Origin of the sequence: Evansella tamaricis (genome assembly GCF_019042215.1) — a bacterium.
In the GTDB taxonomy this organism is placed as follows: domain Bacteria; phylum Bacillota; class Bacilli; order Bacillales; family Salisediminibacteriaceae; genus Evansella; species Evansella tamaricis.
Map to the genome: position 1 here is coordinate 1 of NZ_JAHQCS010000163.1, position 17,388 is coordinate 17,388.

16 protein-coding genes and 1 pseudogene are annotated in these 17,388 nt (G+C 36.3%); 4 read left to right on the plus strand and 13 right to left on the minus strand.

What is annotated here, in order from left to right:
* Positions 1-153: 153 nt before the first annotated feature.
* The 13 genes and pseudogenes from KS419_RS20340 to KS419_RS20400 all read right to left on the minus strand — a co-directional run bounded on the left by KS419_RS20340 (position 154) and on the right by KS419_RS20400 (position 14,648).
* Positions 154-996 carry a tyrosine-type recombinase/integrase gene (locus KS419_RS20340; protein ID WP_217068409.1) on the minus strand — a complete coding sequence of 281 codons (843 nt, stop codon included), beginning with the start codon at positions 994-996 and terminating at the stop codon, positions 154-156.
* Positions 997-1,567: 571 nt separating this feature from the next.
* Positions 1,568-2,380: a hypothetical protein gene (locus KS419_RS20345; RefSeq protein ID WP_217068410.1), complete on the minus strand. Its 813-nt coding sequence runs from the start codon at positions 2,378-2,380 to the stop codon at positions 1,568-1,570.
* Positions 2,381-3,123: 743 nt separating this feature from the next.
* Complete coding sequence (locus tag KS419_RS20350) at positions 3,124-3,297, minus strand: hypothetical protein (protein ID WP_217068411.1); 174 nt, start codon at positions 3,295-3,297, stop codon at positions 3,124-3,126.
* A 1,468-nt stretch (positions 3,298-4,765) separates the two neighbouring features.
* On the minus strand, positions 4,766-6,808 hold the full coding sequence (locus KS419_RS20355; protein WP_217068412.1) for an ATP-dependent DNA helicase: 2,043 nt from the start codon (positions 6,806-6,808) through the stop codon (positions 4,766-4,768).
* Positions 6,809-6,822: 14 nt separating this feature from the next.
* Positions 6,823-8,109, minus strand: a complete 1,287-nt coding sequence (locus KS419_RS20360) for a tetratricopeptide repeat protein (RefSeq protein WP_217068414.1) — start codon at positions 8,107-8,109, stop codon at positions 6,823-6,825.
* A 411-nt stretch (positions 8,110-8,520) separates the two neighbouring features.
* A complete protein-coding gene (locus tag KS419_RS20365; protein WP_217068416.1) occupies positions 8,521-8,700 on the minus strand; it encodes a hypothetical protein in 180 nt (59 codons plus the stop codon).
* Between the two features lie 456 nt (positions 8,701-9,156).
* Positions 9,157-9,921 (minus strand): annotated as a pseudogene (gene bglS, locus KS419_RS20370) (beta-glucanase); the annotation flags it as partial.
* 53 nt (positions 9,922-9,974) lie between these two features.
* Entirely contained in the window at positions 9,975-11,459 is a 1,485-nt protein-coding gene (locus KS419_RS20375; RefSeq protein ID WP_246594309.1) for an SEC-C domain-containing protein, read from the minus strand.
* A 625-nt stretch (positions 11,460-12,084) separates the two neighbouring features.
* Complete coding sequence (locus tag KS419_RS20380) at positions 12,085-12,822, minus strand: hypothetical protein (RefSeq protein WP_217068421.1); 738 nt, start codon at positions 12,820-12,822, stop codon at positions 12,085-12,087.
* Positions 12,822-13,037, minus strand: a complete 216-nt coding sequence (locus KS419_RS20385; RefSeq protein ID WP_217068423.1) for a hypothetical protein — start codon at positions 13,035-13,037, stop codon at positions 12,822-12,824. The genes KS419_RS20380 and KS419_RS20385 overlap by 1 nt, the downstream gene beginning before the upstream one ends.
* A 288-nt stretch (positions 13,038-13,325) precedes the next feature.
* Entirely contained in the window at positions 13,326-13,586 is a 261-nt protein-coding gene (locus tag KS419_RS20390; protein ID WP_217068425.1) for a hypothetical protein, read from the minus strand.
* Positions 13,587-13,730: 144 nt separating this feature from the next.
* Complete coding sequence (locus KS419_RS20395) at positions 13,731-14,216, minus strand: conserved phage C-terminal domain-containing protein (RefSeq protein ID WP_217068426.1); 486 nt, start codon at positions 14,214-14,216, stop codon at positions 13,731-13,733.
* A gap of 36 nt (positions 14,217-14,252) precedes the next feature.
* Complete coding sequence (locus KS419_RS20400) at positions 14,253-14,648, minus strand: hypothetical protein (RefSeq protein ID WP_217068428.1); 396 nt, start codon at positions 14,646-14,648, stop codon at positions 14,253-14,255.
* Between the two features lie 519 nt (positions 14,649-15,167).
* Here KS419_RS20400 and KS419_RS20405 point away from each other — a divergent pair.
* The 4 genes from KS419_RS20405 to KS419_RS20420 all read left to right on the plus strand — a co-directional run bounded on the left by KS419_RS20405 (position 15,168) and on the right by KS419_RS20420 (position 17,340).
* Entirely contained in the window at positions 15,168-15,683 is a 516-nt protein-coding gene (locus KS419_RS20405; protein ID WP_217068429.1) for a hypothetical protein, read from the plus strand.
* A gap of 25 nt (positions 15,684-15,708) precedes the next feature.
* Positions 15,709-15,972 carry a hypothetical protein gene (locus tag KS419_RS20410; RefSeq protein WP_217068430.1) on the plus strand — a complete coding sequence of 88 codons (264 nt, stop codon included), beginning with the start codon at positions 15,709-15,711 and terminating at the stop codon, positions 15,970-15,972.
* Positions 15,973-16,101: 129 nt separating this feature from the next.
* Positions 16,102-16,725, plus strand: a complete 624-nt coding sequence (locus KS419_RS20415) for a hypothetical protein (protein ID WP_217068431.1) — start codon at positions 16,102-16,104, stop codon at positions 16,723-16,725.
* 381 nt (positions 16,726-17,106) lie between these two features.
* Entirely contained in the window at positions 17,107-17,340 is a 234-nt protein-coding gene (locus KS419_RS20420) for a hypothetical protein (protein WP_217068433.1), read from the plus strand.
* Positions 17,341-17,388: the final 48 nt, after the last annotated feature.

The window sequence follows — 17,388 nt, forward strand, 5'->3', positions numbered from 1 at the left end:
CAAATATGAAAACAAAAAATTCTCTCCTTTAATGCTTAGTTAAAAATAGTTTTCTTACAACAAGAAGGGATTAATTTTATTGAACAATCCTCCCCTTTAGTTTAACATGAATTTCCAAATAAATGTCTAACCAAAGGGGATATTTATTCATTATCAGAAATACTTGCGGTATAATTCTCTCCGCATTGCACCACTAAGTTGTGCATAAATCTTTGTTGTCTCACTTTTTTCATGTCCTAATAAATTCTGTATAACTTCCAGTGGAGCACCATTATTCAACATATGAGTCGCATAACTATGTCTCAGTTGGTGAGGGTGAATGCTTTTATTTATTCCAGCTCTACTGGATATCCGTTTTATTACATATCTCATCTGTGCAATACTCAACCGACGAGGGGTTCTTTCCGTTACAAATAAAGCCCTATTGGTATCCAATCGTTCTTCCAAGTACCTTTTTAGCCATATCTCACAACGAATATTGAAGTAGACTTCCCGTTCTTTATCTCCTTTTCCTCTTACAATGGCAGACCGACTTTCTAAGCTAATACTTTCTTTATCTAGTAATACAATTTCCCCGATACGACAACCTGTTGAATACATAAATTCAAATAATGCATTCTCAAATGAATTACAACAAGCTTCTCGTAAATATTCGATTTCTTTTTCAGTAAGGAATTTCGGTATCCTAATAGATGTTTTGGGTTCCTTCAGTTTTCTTACAGGATTATTTTTAATAAATCCTTCATCATTTGCCCATTTAAAAAGTGACTTAACAAAGCGAATCCGATGCCCTAAGCTTGCTGGTTTGAGTCGTTCAGAATCCTTCACTAAGTACGCCTTTAAATCCCTATGTTCTATTTCTTCTAATTTTACTTCTTGAGGAAAGTGCTTGACTATTAGATTATATTGAACGGTATAGGCTTTTAATGTTTGTAGTGAATAACCTTCAAGCATCTTATCCGATTGATAGTTCTCCCAAGCTTCCGATAACAACATCATAGTTCCTCCTTAATAGTTTTATTATTGTTTTTGGCAATCTTCAACAATTACAAACTACTAATAATGAAATGAGTTAAAGGAAGACACTGTATCAAGTGATATAGTGTCTGAAATTATTACTATAATGTTGTTATCTGATTGTCACTAACGCTCTCCGTTACTTTAAGTGAAGTCTTTCATAAATTTAGTACAAATAGACGTGGTTTGAATGCGTAGTAGCGTTGTACTGTGCAGCAGTCATTGTTTAATTCAATATATCAGATTAGAACCAAATAGCTTGGATTTTTCCATTAATTACTGTGATTAGTTCATCCAACCAAACTCATACACTTAATTTTATTCACCATAACATTCAGTTAGGGGTACGGAGAAGATGAAGAAATCAATTAAGGTTTGCATTCATGGCGGTGAACTTTAGGAAATACACCGCCAGAACCTCGAACTCTTTAATAGATAAGAGAAACAATACAACAAAAAATGGCTCCACTCATCAAAAACTGTTGAGTGGAACCATTTTGTATTATTTTTGGCTAGTTATGTCCCAATCTCTACTTTATAACACCACTAATTAACAAGGTCCAAAATCTTGACAAGCTTGTAAACCTTGTCTACTTCCATAATTGTTAAATACACAGACTGCTGCATACAAAATTCCGCAAACTATCGGACAAGTAAGCCCCCCTATTGGAGCACAAGCAAAAGTACACAAAAGTGCACTTGCAATACCGCATCCTAAATCATGTATAGTATTAAAAACATTTATACAAGAGCTACACCCCCATGATTGTTGTATACCTACATCTCCAGTGGGACCGCATGTGGCGTTACTTTCAACAGAAATACCGTATACTTCAACCTGCTTTAATTCAGGTTTATCAGCATTGGTAATGGTCCCCGAATTAATTAATTCAAAGTCTTTTAGTTCATATAGATAGATAGTTGAATTATCAGAGGTTAAACCCCCACCTATCTCAATGTTCCCATCTACATATATTAACATAATTCTTGTTGAGTATTTTTTACTCAACTCTATATCTAGAGTAAGTGTATATCCCTCTATTTTTTCAGTCTCATCTACAGGAACCTCCATCTTATACACTTGAGAATCGAGTATCCCTCTTTCAATTGCTCTAACATAAGTTTGTTCTCTCAGGTGATTTATATTGTATTCACTTGCTAGTTCCAAGACAAAAGATTTGAATTCACTACTTCTAATTGCATCATCTATTATCTTTTCTTTGTCTTTACTATTTAATTCTGTAACATAATCAGGAAGTCCATTATTTCCTTCAGTTCCAGTTGTTTGAACAGCTTGGACGGATGGTACAAAGGTTATAAACAGCATTAAAAAAACTAACAAAATATTAATTTTGACTTTCATTCAATAAATCCCATTTCTACTATTTTCATATATTAATAGTTTTTTATATACCCTATCCCCCTTTCTTCATTTTATGACATGGTTTGTAGTTGTTAAAGTATCAAGAAATTTCTTTAAAAAACTCTTATCAAAAGTTTACCATAAAAAGTAAAAATAGTAAAAAATTAAAATATTTTAATTGTCTAATAGTTTATTGATGGATAATTTATCATAATTTGGATAAAAAAACTTTTAGGAAATTACTAATATAAATTTAAGAATTTTCTGTCTTTTCAAACGAATAAAACCTGTATTCGTGATGAAATTATTTTTATACTATGTATGAATGCTAAAATCTTTTGATATAACTAAGGTTGACTTATACATGAATCCGTTTAAGAAAGACGCTTTCCACGGGCAATGATTCAACCTCCTTCCTCGAATAAAACTCTCTTTCTGAGGGACCTCAAGCTTTGTTAGAATTAGCTATTAAATTGAACTTAGTTATAACCAGGAAGATTAAGACTTGACTATTTCCAGATAAAGAACCAGCCCTTTAGGACTAATTGACATTGCTACTATTACGATTAGTATTATTTCAATTGTAAAAATTTTAAAAAAAATTTCATGTTATGTTAGTGGATAGTGTTGAATTCCACGGAAAAATAAATATTCCCATATTATGGAAGTGTGTGAAATGGATCTTAGCATTTTCTATAATCGCACCTCGTAGTAACATAAAGTTTCTTGTTAAGTAATTATAACTAATCATTTTTAATCAAGAAAAATAGTACTCCATACCCTATTGCTCCACCTGCTAAAATGGATAACAACATTCCAATTTTAAACTCATTTGTAACCACACTATAAATTAAAAAAGCAAGTATTATTCCAATTAAAGAACCAAGAAACAACTTATTAACTTTCTTTAACTGCATTCCTTTTCCCCTCTCGCCTTATTTTTTTTTAACTGACTTCATTAAGGATTCCAGTTATTAACTGTATAATCATCCCAGTTTTTTCTAACAGTAAAAGACTATTATTTGGTAACCTCTGATAATCTTAGTGTATCATATAATTGGTATTTTGTGTCATTTTTTACATTCAGTAGAAAGGCATACTATATACTGTAGTTGGTATACTTGACAAAAAATAATTAGATTAAAAATATAAATACAACAGTCCCTATTGAAATTGTTATTTATTATGGAAGTAAGTTACTCTAAAAATGTGTCCCGTTTATTGAGACCAATCATAAGGTCAACTACAAGTTCTGTATAAGACGTGCTAATCCAAATGGTAAGTATGTCTCGTTTATCTATATGTTTTGGTATAAGCCAAACAATAAGAAGAAGAATTATAATAACTAAAGTCATATATAACACAAAAGTTTACACCCTCTATTGAAAAAGTAACTTCCTATGTATACTTTTCCCGACAGCTTGATAATTATCAATTTAAAATCTTAAAGTAACCTGTCCGTTACTTTAATTACATTTTTTCACAAAGTCATTTGAAGCACATCATTTGTTGCACAGTAAAAGTCAACTACGCATTACAGAATGATGATTTTCTTATTGTACATTACTTCGATTATATTTAGTATGGTTTTCCACCGTATTTAACGTAAGCAATGATACAAAAATGACAGATTTCTATCTTTGTAGAAACAATATATATAGTAAATTTTTATAGTATTCAACGTTATCAAAGATATACCAGGAAGTAGTAACAATAAACCTTGATGGGTTGTTTGGAAGTGAACTTCTTCTACACTACTCATCAAGGACAGTAAGCGGAAGCGCGGTAGTTATGATAGATAAACACTAGTTGCCTATTAAATAAAACTCTCAAGCCTCTCAATAAGATTTGTAACCTACGAGAGCCCAAATCAAGTCTTTGTAACCCCTATCTACGAATACATGTAAATTATGATAAGAGCAGCATTCTCTCTACCTTTTTTAGCTGGTACTATATATAAGGGGTAGTTAGTTCAATAAAATGTCATCCCCTTATTGAAGGATTCTCCCCGTTTCTTTAAGTACATCACTTCACAAAACCTGTAAATATCTCTATTCTATTTTAACATAAATATCCAAATCCTTCTCTTTCACATTAGAATTCACATGGCAAATCACATCAAATTCACAAGAAGGAAATATTTATTTCCACCTATGCGAATAGGGGTGTGAATTACTTTGTGATTTCACTTATTTTTAACTATAAAACACTGATATAACATCAAAAAAACACATGTGATTCCTGCTGTGAAATCGCATGTGTTTTTGCTTGTGAATTACTTGTTTGCACCTCTGAAGTAAACCTGTTAGATTGATTCAAACGTGTTAAATCCTTACACCATCTGAGTTCAGTTCACAAAAAGTTCGGGGACCAGGTCCCCGAACTTTACCTCACTATCAATTCTTCGATTTTCTGTACCATGTCAGATGGTAGTATCGCTTGTCCCTTTTCCACATATATTTTAGTAAACTGCCCTTTTTGATTAACATAGAAATTGATCGAAATAGCGCAGCCTTCCACTACTCCAGTTAACTTTACGACATTGGCTTGCTTCTGTAAGTGTCCACTTTGGAAGGAGAGCCTTCCCATCATAAAAGGGATGACTTTTTCTTCAATCGCTTTTTCTAAAGAGACATGATCCACTGTGTTAAAGTCTATTTTCTGAGATTTTCCCCGTTCCTTTTCTAGTTGTTGATTTTCTGACAAGATAGACTGACCTTTATAGTCATCCATGAATTCGATTAAAAACGAACTCTCCTTTGAATCAGAACCTCCAATCACTCTCACATTTGTGATAATAAACTTGGAATTATAATAAATGGCTACACGGCTAATGCCCCGCTCCGTTTGTAAAAACAATATGAAGTGATAGTTGTGCTCCTGTGTATCGATTAGTTTTATATCATATTGCTCCAAGTCCCCCTTCACTCTCGTTAAGAAATCTTCTATTTGAGATTCCGCTTCTTCCTTGGATATATATCGATCTAAAGCAGGGGGATAGATGGCATAAACTTGCTGCTTCGAACGAGTTAAGGACGTGTAGGCCCACCTAAAATAATCTTGGCTAAAGTAATTATTCGTATATCTAAAATCCACAATCACCTGTTTCCATTCGCCACCTTGGCTTTTATGACAGGTGATGGCGTAGCCAAATTTAGCTTTAACGGCATTAAAATAAGGATCAGCCAAAAGCTTTTCCATAAAAAGACTAGAGTTTGGTCTTAAATGAGGGTTCCTGTGCCTAAAATCAACAATGAGGGCACGCAATTCCTCCTCCCCCACTTCTCGGTCATTAGAGTAAAGAATATTCTCAAATACTTTACACATTATCTTTACTTTTTCACCTGACGGGGTCTGGAGAGAAAGAATTAAATCCCGAAAGGAGAGGGTAAATTTCTTTGATAATCGGATAAAGACATGTCTTACTTCCGGATTCTCACTCACGTGCTCTACTTGAACAAAATCACCATTAAAGAGAGGCATCCCTTCGATCATTGTGTTCTTAATAATTAGCAATCGATCCCCACTTTGCACTGTATCCCGTTGAAATCCCAGGGATTTGCGGATGGCACGGTTGTATTTATAAACACTATCATTAGTCTGTGCAATAACAATGATGCTGTCTTCCCGGGAGGGGCTATAGTATTTCTGAAAAATTGGCAACGTATCTTCAATCGGAATTTCTGTTATATCCTCTTGATTAGGAGTTATATGAATGGACTCAAATTCCTTCGCTGCAAGTTGTTTTCGGATCGAAGTTGCCACTTCTAAAATGCCACTATCTTGTTTTTGCCGAAAGACGTCGGTCATCTCAAATTCCTGTGTACTCAAGTGGAACTGTGAAGAAATATAATCTTTGTTTAAAGCAGGAGATGTACTACTATTTACAGGAGGCAACTGAGCACTGTCACCGATAAAGATAATCTTCCGGTCTGACGCCTTTGCATTTACATATTCGAATAAATCCGTTAACAACTTTCCGGAACCAAATTGCAATGTCTCTGTTTCATTTGTAGTATCAGAAACCATGGAAGACTCGTCCACGATGAACACCATTTTCCGGGGAAGGTCAAGATTTTTCAGGGAAAAAACTAGTTTATACGTTTCATTATCTTGATCATTTATTTTCGTTTTTTCAGCATCCATATGATAGATTTCCCTATGGATTGTAACAGCAGGTTGCTTGGTCCGTAGGTGAATAATTTTGGCAGCCCGACCAGTTGGTGCAAGGAATTGGAAAGGGTAGTCATGACCACGTAAGTAGTGACTTAACTGCTCTAATAGAAAGGTTTTTCCCGTACCTGCATATCCTTTAAGGATGAAGACATCATCCTTACTCCACAGGAAACGTTCTAATTTATCTACCGCTTGCTTTTGACTATTAGTTAGTGTATCGTACTGGAAAAAATCAGTTAACTGCAACCTCATCCCATTCCCCCTCCTTAAACCTTGGTGATTTCAATCGCTTCATAGGATTGCCTTTGCTTCTTTTTATCAAAGGATTCCATGATGTAAAAATGTACATGTTCTTTAACACCTGGTCGAGGTTTCCCCTTCAAGTTTTTAATTCTAAAATAATATTGCTGGCCGTTATCGCCCGAGATAAATCCTGCTTTTCCATTAGGTAGAACTTTTAGAATCGTACCTATCCCTTTTGGAAGAGTCTGAAGTTTTATGGTTTGAAGAAAAGAGAACAATTCATTTCTATAGCCCTTGTTGACTTTGCCAATCTCCCGTTCTATTAAAGCGATTCTTTCATTTAAGCTTTGCATATCCTTCCAGCCATTTTCTTTAATAACCTCTTTTGCAAAGGTATAAAGCATCAGCGCTTCCTTGTGTTGTTTTTCTTCTTCCAATAAATAACCGAACTTGATCAGTAAGTTCTTCTTATGCTTGTATTCCCCTCCTTGAGCTAACACAGCATAAGCTCCCTTTTCCCTGGCCATTGCAGTATTACCAAGCTTTAGATACAACTTAAATATTTCGTAATATAGGGACCAATGATCCTTTTCCTTTACTATTTCCTCAAGTTCCCTAATGCCTTCTTCCACTCTCCCTAATTCCCCTTTGGCAATGGCTGCTTTCGAACGTAGCCAAATGTCATTGTCATAGTGAAATTTACTGATTTTCTTGAAAGCCTCCGTGGAGATCGTTAAACATTCAGGATAGTTTTTCATTTCAAATAAAGCCTTTATTTTTGCTGTATAGTATTCTTCTAATGGGGACGCCAATTCCCGTTTTATTCCCTCAGAATCTGTAATGGTGTTCGTTTCCGTTGATAGCTTTGTTGGGTCTAGCTTTGATACCCAGTAAAGAAGTTGTTGTTGATTTGTATTGGCCTTGTTTTTAAAGTATTTGACCATCGTTAGTACTGTTCGTTCATAGGCGGAATATTGTTCCTGTTTGACTGAATTAACAATGAAATTTGCCGTCTTGACCATGATTACTTCTTCCACTTTTTCCTTTCGGTTCGGACTAATATAAAGACGGTATAAGCTCCAACTTAACATGTTAGCATTTGCCTGAAAATCAGGAGCCTCTTCATAAAGCTGCTTACTAAGTTGGACAGATTCTTTTAATCTACCAACCTTTTTTAAACTTTTCGCATAAAAAAATAAGTCCCAGCTATTAAAGGCGTTCCTATTAGATTGATAGGCTTGATCTAATAAGCTCACCGCTTCCTCAAATTGACCTTGCTTTGCTAAATTAACCCCGTTCCTTACGTCCATGCTAACACCGCCTCAAAATCATTTAGCGACAATTGACCACGTAAAATACCGATTATTTTGTGTTTATATAGTATTCCATTCGACATTTTACGAGTAAATCCTCTTAATGGAAGCCATGGGCTCGTTTCGGTGTTGATTTTTGATCCAACCTACTGATCTTTATTATCATGAATGGTGATTGTTTTATTTTTGGTACATAAGAGGCTAGGATAGAAGTGTTTTAACAATGAAAAATCCAAGCAATCATTAGCTACGAAAATATCCTTTACTATCGTTGTGTATTGTTTGGATTTTCCTTTAAACACCTTCGTTATGTCCCAGCATCCTTAATAACAACCTTTAAGGTAGTTCCCACCTACTAGCATATTAAACTTTATCCTACGACGAAAAAGCCCGAGAACACAACGGTTCTCAGGCTTTTTCGTTCTTCTCAAGCTCTTGGTGTACAGGTTGATCATTTAGATTTACAATAATGAACTTATCAACATTTCCGATGTTAGTAAGTTTAATGGTAGAGAAACTGACTAACCCTAATCCTAGTCCTATTAGAAAACCAGCCCCTAAATAAAGACCTTTCTCTTTCCTAGTCAATCTCATCACCCTCCAAATGATTATTTCTCTTTAAGTATATTTGAATATAACGGTTAAGAAGGGAGTGAAATTTGACTATATTAAGGAAAGTGACAGAAGAATAAATACATTACATAAAAGAGATTCTTGCTTCCTAATTGAAAGTAGGGACAGGTATTGTGCTGACCCCTAAAAGATTAGATTTTGACTCTAACTTTTGGGGTGCACCTCAGTACCTGTCCCTACGTCCCTCAGTTTCTACTACTCTATTACTTTTTTTCGCCATCTAAAGTAAACTACTATACCAGTTCCAAGTATGAGAAGACCAATCAATAAATTGGTGTATAGAGATGTAGTTGTATCTGGTAATCTATTGTCATCTTTATCGCTAGACTCGTTTTTTCCTCCCACTTCCGTTTCTGTTGCTTCCTCCGCTGGTGATACTGATGGTTCTAGTTCTTGACCTGAAACCTCCGATAGTGGTGTGTACCTTACCCAATCATAGTAAGCATATACAGGGGTATCATTTCCATCAAATACACCTGTCCAATCATCTACACCAACAGCTGGCCATAAATTCTTCATGATCTTTTGCGGAGTTTGTGGGATGTTCTCTGTTGCTGTATAGACATGCTCACCATTTACAAACCATTGAATCGAATCTTCTTTCCACATAAAGGCATACGTATTAAATGACTCCGACGCATCAAAACCTAGGTCATGATAATATTCATTTCCACCTACTCCATTTGTGAAGTAATTGAATTGGATTCGGGTCGTATCCTTCCCTAAAAATTCTATATCGATTTCATCCCAAGGATCATTATCCCAATCCCACGGTCCAGTATAAGTAAAGAAGGATGAAACTGTTCCCTCTGACTTAGCAGGCTTCATACTTACTTCATATAAACCGTAATGATAAAACTCATTTGTACGAATCTCCCCCGCCTTGTAAGGTGGATTTGTGTCTTTATTATCTTCTTTATCAATAGCCAATCGCATGGTACCATCCGAGAATGTCACTTGGTCTGGATACCACGTTGCATTAAACATCTCTCCATTCGTCCAAACCCCTGCCATGGACCAACGCTGTTGATTATAATCATCATCAAAATTTTCATAAAACCCAGTTCCAATTGGTCTTTCTTCTGCCTTTGCAACTTGAAGTGGAAATCCTGCTGAAAATAAGTTAAATACTAATATTAAAACAAAAAATAGAATAACCAACTTGTTTCTTACCATCTATTTTCCTCCTTTGGGGCAGTAAGGACAGGTACTGTCCCTATCTATGTTCCTTAAATAAAAGGTTTCGCAGATCTTGGATACACATTCTTTATGTCCAGCAACTCCCACATATTAATTCGGCCTTTTGAAATTATTCCAAAAATCAGAAGTCCTTCTTCCACAAATTCCATCTGCAAATCACTTCCGGAAATAGTGTATTCTTCTCCAGTTGCCTCTGTATAGCCTTGTTCAGGAGAATCAGAATGGCCCTTTCTAATCTCCAAACGGCTGACACGAAAGCTTTGTTTATTAAGCCTAATAATTTCAAATAACCCTTCTACGGTGGGAGATTCAGGAACTATTTCTCCCCTTAGTATTTTTACTAATTCATTTATTGGTCCTTTCATATTCCCAATACGAATTGGAAAAAAGGAGTTTGGTAATTTTACAGCATTATTAAATTGGCTTTCCTCTACCTTTAAAAATTTCGACAACCCTAACCACAATGTATTATTCTTCGTCCGTTTCATCCATTGGGTAAAAGCTTTTAACGTACTAATGAAATCGGTAATTTGAGTTTTTGTCATCGTCTCGTACATATTAAAGTACTCTAGCGATAAAAGTCTTTTCCAAGAGTCTTTATCAATTTGCTCTAGAGATATGATTTGATTTCTCACTAGAAGCTCATTTAAATCATACAGACTTTCTCGATATTTTCTAACCGTATTCCCTTTTTTACCTAATGTTTTTTCCTTAAAAAACGAAAGAAAATCTTCCGTATAAGCAGGAAGGTGGCTCATACCCAGATCTTCTATAAGGGAAACATCCTCTACTTCTACATTTACCTGCAGCCCATCAGCCATCATCCCACCCATAACCTCTAGTGTATATTCCATGAGAACCGATTCATATGATAATCCAGTTTCTTCCATAAGTTTCTCGATCTTCCTTTTGGCTTGAGCAACATGAAGCGGTCCCTTAAAAACCCTCACTCCATTAAAATAATACTTACTGTTATGTAATTCTAATAATCCAATGGTTCCATATCCTTCTTCCAGATGACTTGGGACATTTTCCTGTATGTTCGCTAAAGGATATACTTTTTTTGTCATGATATCTTCAAATAATATTATATCTTTTTTAATTTCAGTTATAGAAACAAGACGAAATTTCAAGTTCGTCCAATTAGTTAACATTTCCATTAAAGGCGTATCCAGGCGCTTACGATTCTCTTTAAGAAACCACTCAATACCTCGGAGCCCATTTTCATAGCGATGAATAAATAATGTAAAGAATTGAAACATCATAGGTCTTGCTTTTTCATCTACATGATCTCCTATTCGATTGTAAAAAATCTGCTGTAAATTTTCTAAACCAGTAACTTGCGAACGCTCCCATAAAAAGTCTGTAGTTGCTCGAACAAGGATATCCTTTTGCTCATAAAAGCGTTCCTCTTTTATTTTATGTATATCTATTATTCTTGCTTTATCCATACAGCACTTTTTATATTTTTTTCCGCTGCCGCATGGGCAGACCTGATTCCGACTAATCTCCATCAAAATTACAACTCCCTTAAATTAGTCATTTTAGGGACATGAGGCACACCCCTTGTCCCACTGGGACGACGTACCTGTACCTATGTCCCCGCAATTTTTTTATCTTTCTATTTTGTCAATATAAACTCCCGGGATGGATATTTGTCCTCCCATTGTTGTGTTAACCCCAAATCAAGCCGCCTTTATAGAACCTTTTTTCCCATTAATACAGAAAATTCATTCAAGTGATCATTTACTTCAGGTAACTGTTTTAACAAGTTCATAACATCATCATAGTTTTTCCTTTGCATCTAACCATCTCCCTCTTTCTCAGGATTAAGGAATAATCTCATCATGTACTCACTTTTTTCTATTGCTTCTTCAAACTCTTGTGAATACGTACTTTCTTTAATGACTGCAATCTCCCCTTTTCACTTGGAAAAAATAAGTGATAGTTGTGGTGGAAGAAAGCCATTTCTTCTGTTCCAGGTCAACTCCAGATCCATCAACCAAAGGCAAACTACTAAACGCCCATTGTTTTATTCTTTATATATGGTTTTTAAAAAAACTGCCTGCCCCCTAGGGCGTGAAAGCATTAACACACCAAGGGCAGGCAATACAATTCTATAACACAGAACATGTCCACCTAAGCTACACTTAAAACTCTCACTTTCCCAATAGTCTCTTCAGTATAGTATGTATGAACAAAATCACTATCTAGAGTTGCAAAATAATCAATTTCGTTTTTCACTGTTAATGCAATGTGCATAGCGTCTGTTGAGGAAAGCTGAAACAATCTCATATGTGAAAAAGAAAGATCTTTTATTTCACGATCCGATACTAAAATTCGTGTCTTAAATCCCAATCCAGAAATGAATTCATTAAAGCGTTCAATACTTTTATTGTAGTAATGGCTTAATGTATCACGATCATTTGGGTAGGTTAATTTATATTGTTTTAGTAGATCTTCTATAGAATAACGGAGTTCGCCTGTTTTCATAAGGGTTGTTAATAAATGAGTAGGTATTAAGTCAGTCAATCTTCTAGCGGTAAGAATGTCTCCTACCAATTCTTGCTCATCTTTTGAAGGTATATAAGGGGATATGCTTTGTGATGTTTGCTTAATTTTGTAACCAATAGCAAGAACATTTCTAATATAAAGCTTTAGTAAGTTATGTACCACTTCACTTATAACATGATTACTAATGGACAGCTCTTTTATACCATCCCGATTCCATTTGTCAATTATATCTGCAACCTTATCGCCTCTAGCATCATTTGAATCTAAATAAGCCAAAATAAAACAAGCATCTAAATAAATAGAAGCTTGTTTAAAATCTGTGCATTCTATTTCTTGGTAATCTAACACAAAACCACTCGCCATTATTTCCCTTCCTTCCAAAGGTCAACTAATCCTTTACCTGTTAGAGATGTAACAGCAAGCTTCTTTCTCAACTGGTGAGCCTTCGTATTTTTCAGTACAAGGCTCTCATTTTCCTTATGTTGTTTAGTCGTAGGAGATTCAACCATATTCACCCGAATCACTCCTTTAAGTTTTGGTTTACTCGTATTATATTTATTAATTCGGCTTCTGTCCACAGAATCCCTCTTTTCTTCAGGGAAATTTTCAAACTATTATCCATCTTCTCCCAAAGGACTCCCTATATACATTCCTATATCATATATTCCTCGGTAAGAGCCGTTTGAAACTAAAATACCACTCTGGAAAAATTACCTGCCCCCAGTACGTTAAAGTTTTACCAAACCGGGGGGCAGGCGTCAAAGTCAAAACTCTCTAGAATGGTCTAGAGAGTTTCACGTTAAAACTATTATAAATATCCCCACGGAGAGTTTTTATATAATTTAGCTATGAATTTAACTGCGGACTTATGGTAAATCAACTTGTAGTCCGAATTCACGCTTCTCATCCTCCCCTGAAATGTATCCATCTTTACTTTCGAGTTGTTCGCGTTCTTCTTCTGTTAATGGGTCATTGTCACTTTCTAATTCATCAATCTTTTGCCATGATTCGGGTTTTTTGTTCTTAGAACGTTCAATCAAAAATTCCATAAAGTCAAAGGCTGCTTTTTTAACTTCCTCGTTTAATGACTCTACCATCTTATATAAATCTTCCTTGCGAATAGCCATTATTACACCACCTTTGTCTCCATGCTTCTAAAATTATTATAAACCATTTTGTTTTATTTCTAAAAAAGGGCAACACCAATAAATTCACCTAAAATTTGATACCCTACAGCTAAAAAAAGCGCAATGCCTGTCCCCACTGCTTCCCTACTCCAACCCGTTTAAATAATCGTCTAATGTTCGACTAGATTGTCTCCGTTCCTCATTTAAATAATTTTCGAATTTGTGTCCGAATAACGTACTTGGTCTGAGGAATTTATTCATGTAATCATCATTTAGCCAATCTGCAGTCTTGGTGTCAATAACCTTGAAAAAGTCATTTCGTCTATATCCTTCATTCCATCTGCTTTGAATAAGTGTGACTGTTGTATTCGTGGTTGGGAGAAAGTTCTTTAATGTCTTTTCATTTAGATAAGAGATAATCTCAACAATATATTCTTTAATTTCTATTTTAACCTCTGTTTTATTCTCTGATATAACCTCTAGTATTGTACCGACCATATTGTCATTGACAACGATACTTTTATCCATGACAGCGATCATATTATCCATGACAGCGATCAAATCGTCCATGGATTTTTCCTTTTTTCCACCCTCAATAAACTGTTTTATGCACGTGTTCACCTTGAGCATCCTCACTATCCTTCTCTGAAAAAAGCTGTGCCAGGCTCACCTTATATCCCGCCAATTCATAGCCCAGCCCCTGTAGACCTGATGGATTTTCACGAGATTCACCCTATACTGCTTCGTATTATCCCAATTGTAGAAAGGATTATCCCTTTCCAGCAGCCAACCAGCGGCTACTAATTTGATTAAATACGAACGCATCGTTCGCGCATTACAACGCATTAACGTCTCTTCCGACAATTGTTCCGCTTTCTTATAGATCCATCCATGATCCGTTTGGGAGCTACCGTCCTTCCACCTGCACTTTTCCTCATCAATAAACTCTCGATAACTTTTCACCCGCTCCGACCAATAAATCATCTGATTCAACGGCAGCGCTAACCGATAGTCCCCCGTCAACGCCACCAACTCTTCCGTCACAACAGCCCGCTTCAGCATCCACACCCGACCTCGCCTTTTGTTATGTATTTCCTACTACTTTGAATATAGATGTTTTTGGAGAAAAAAAGAGTGCCATTCCATTACCATAATTGAACAATTCCTAACATTTATCTGTAGTTATGGAAAAAACTATAGAGGACCAAATGGATACCGTTCTGCGTTTCGGAATCAGGTGGGTTAGGGGGGACAACTAGTTAAACTGGATATTAAATGGGGTTATAAAATCGGCTGTGGATATCAGGTAATGATTGAGAAACCTGTTTTTATAGGGGATCTAAAAGAAGAAGGGGGACGGACCTTGCGCTACCCCAAAAGGGAGCGAAAGGCCCGTCCCCACTGCTTCTATCTTGAGGTCTCGGACATACCTTGTCCCATTAAGACGACGTACCTGTCCCTATGTCCCACCTCTCATTTCAAAAAATGATCACAACAAGCCTCACCCGATTCCGTCCCGTAGAAAAAAATAAAATACGTTTGTATGTTGCTGGTAGAACAAAATGAATGGGAGGGATTGCTTTGATCTATGAAAAAATAATGTCTGATTTTAAACCTACTTATCGGGAAGAGTTTCATTGGAATCTATTTAACTCTCTATTTTTGCAGGAATACGGAAATATCATCAAAATGATCATAGATTCCAATGATTATTGGAATCGGTTAAGGCAACGAATCGATTTCCTTGTATACATTGCCGTCTTACAAATAAGTTCCGAGGATAACATCATGCCCCATGAAATAGACCCCATGAATGCCGATGCCTTGTTCACTCTGATGGAGACCAAGGTAAAGGAGTTAGCCAAACACCCTCAGGACATCCTCATTGATGAAGTCTTCCGGCAATTTGTCAGGTATACGAAAGGACAGTTTAAGGCTTCTGCCAACTATGAATACTTTACTGCTCCCTATTTTAACAGCATTGTTTATGATGCCGGTTCGTGCAATGGGACCCTTTGGTTAGACGAGTTGACGAAGGAAATCTTCGATAAACCATTGGATCAGTTCGTGGAGGAATTGTTGAAAAATATGAAATAATAAATTTTTAACTGGAGGGATTCCCATGAAACTAAGCCATGGAATGCTAGAAAGCTTTTATTACACGTTACTCCGTAAAGGGGTGGAGAATTATAGGGGCTACACCTTTAAATTTTTCAAAAAACAAAAGGAATTTCGGTTACAAAATGGGAACAGGAAGCTTGCCAGCTGGTTTCTTGAAACCGATCAAATAATGGATTACAAGGAAGCGAAAACTCCGGGGAAAAACAGTTCGCCAAAAAGTTCACCTATCTCCCAGCAGAGGCAGAGAAGTATTTTCAGGATTTAAAAGAGCAGAAAACTACGAGAATTCGAGAAAAGCAGGAAAAGGAGAAAGAACTGGAGCAGCGTTTCCATCAAGAATTAAATGATTACTGCTTTCGTTTAGAGAACCATGAAGTAACGTGGGAAGGAAAAAATGGTCGATTACTTCGCCGATCGTTATTTCGACGAATGGTACACCGTCGGGATCCACCCAGATAAATATGCGGATAATTACCCTATATACTTCTCAGCGGCAAGAGGTAGAGTGATGGGCGCACTCCCTCAAGTGAAGGACCCTCGATTTCAATCACTAATAAAACTGCTCCAACCGCAACAGGAGACGGATTGGTCAAACCTGCCCGAAGCTGAACTACTACAAGCTACCAGACTGATCCCCCTATCTGCTCAACGGGAAGGGAATTTAGTAACTATCACAGAACTACAACAGAAACGCTTTGAGTCCATGGTGGACAAGGCCTTCCTGTTTGCGAAAAATATAGTGGAAAAGGATAGGAAGAAGTATGTAGCATGGAAAGAACTAACAATCTACTGGTGGGAAAAAGAAGGTAGTTTCTTCTTGCCAGAGGTAAACGAAGAAACGGAGCCGACAACATTGAGGGAAAAGGTACTAAAGTCATTGGAGCCAAAGCCCAAAAAGAAAGGCAAGCCATCCAGGTTGCATCTAGAGCTAAAGCTCCTTTCTCCAGAGGAAAAGCTCACTCTTCAACGGTATACATATCAAAAAGGGATAATTAATTGGGAAGTGGCAATTAGTTAGTAATTGAGAAACCTGTTAATAGTGGAACAAAAAGAAGAAGGGGGACGGACCTTGCGCTACCCAAAAAGGGAGCGAAAGGCCCGTCCCCACTGCTTCTGTCATCAAAAAGGAGATACTATATTTCACCTCTGTAAATTGATAAAGGAGCATGAGAACCGTCACGGTGCTCCGGAACACCAGAATAACTCCCGGTTTTGATTATGCTATCCCCGTAGTTCAAACAGAAAACACACCTACAGAAAAAGCCCAAGATAACTCTCCGCAAAATTTTCAACACTCCATTTATTTCATTATTCAAAATAATATAAATATTGAAAAAAGATAAAAGATGTTATAATATTCCATATGCCAATACTCATACATGCTAAGGGGGTATAATGAATGAAAAAAATTAGTAAAGTTATTTGTACTGCTATGGTTTTAGCTATGTTAACGATAACACCTACAGTTAGTAATGCTCACCATGGTGGTTCTAGCTGGCAAACCCATTATACTTACTATCAATGCGTACACAATGCTGGCTACTTTAAATATGAACAACAGCATAGACATATCGGAACTAGGCAAGAGTTTCGTACGATTAGTACACGAGTTAGCCCTTTTTGTCCACAGTAAACCGCTCGTAGTAGAGAGAAATATTTCCAACTGACAAGCATAAGCATC

Excerpts from the sequence above, each read along its gene's own strand:
- KS419_RS20340 (WP_217068409.1), bottom strand. The coding sequence starts at position 996 with ATGTTGTTATCGGAAGCTTGGGAGAACTATCAATCGGATAAGATGCTT.
- KS419_RS20345 (WP_217068410.1), bottom strand. The coding sequence starts at position 2,380 with ATGAAAGTCAAAATTAATATTTTGTTAGTTTTTTTAATGCTGTTTATA.
- KS419_RS20350 (WP_217068411.1), bottom strand. The coding sequence starts at position 3,297 with ATGCAGTTAAAGAAAGTTAATAAGTTGTTTCTTGGTTCTTTAATTGGA.
- KS419_RS20355 (WP_217068412.1), bottom strand. The coding sequence starts at position 6,808 with ATGAGGTTGCAGTTAACTGATTTTTTCCAGTACGATACACTAACTAAT.
- KS419_RS20360 (WP_217068414.1), bottom strand. The coding sequence starts at position 8,109 with ATGGACGTAAGGAACGGGGTTAATTTAGCAAAGCAAGGTCAATTTGAG.
- KS419_RS20375 (WP_246594309.1), bottom strand. The coding sequence starts at position 11,459 with ATGGAGATTAGTCGGAATCAGGTCTGCCCATGCGGCAGCGGAAAAAAA.
- KS419_RS20380 (WP_217068421.1), bottom strand. The coding sequence starts at position 12,822 with ATGGCGAGTGGTTTTGTGTTAGATTACCAAGAAATAGAATGCACAGAT.
- KS419_RS20390 (WP_217068425.1), bottom strand. The coding sequence starts at position 13,586 with ATGGCTATTCGCAAGGAAGATTTATATAAGATGGTAGAGTCATTAAAC.
- KS419_RS20395 (WP_217068426.1), bottom strand. The coding sequence starts at position 14,216 with ATGCTCAAGGTGAACACGTGCATAAAACAGTTTATTGAGGGTGGAAAA.
- KS419_RS20400 (WP_217068428.1), bottom strand. The coding sequence starts at position 14,648 with ATGCTGAAGCGGGCTGTTGTGACGGAAGAGTTGGTGGCGTTGACGGGG.
- KS419_RS20410 (WP_217068430.1), top strand. The coding sequence starts at position 15,709 with ATGAAACTAAGCCATGGAATGCTAGAAAGCTTTTATTACACGTTACTC.
- KS419_RS20415 (WP_217068431.1), top strand. The coding sequence starts at position 16,102 with ATGGTCGATTACTTCGCCGATCGTTATTTCGACGAATGGTACACCGTC.
- KS419_RS20420 (WP_217068433.1), top strand. The coding sequence starts at position 17,107 with ATGAAAAAAATTAGTAAAGTTATTTGTACTGCTATGGTTTTAGCTATG.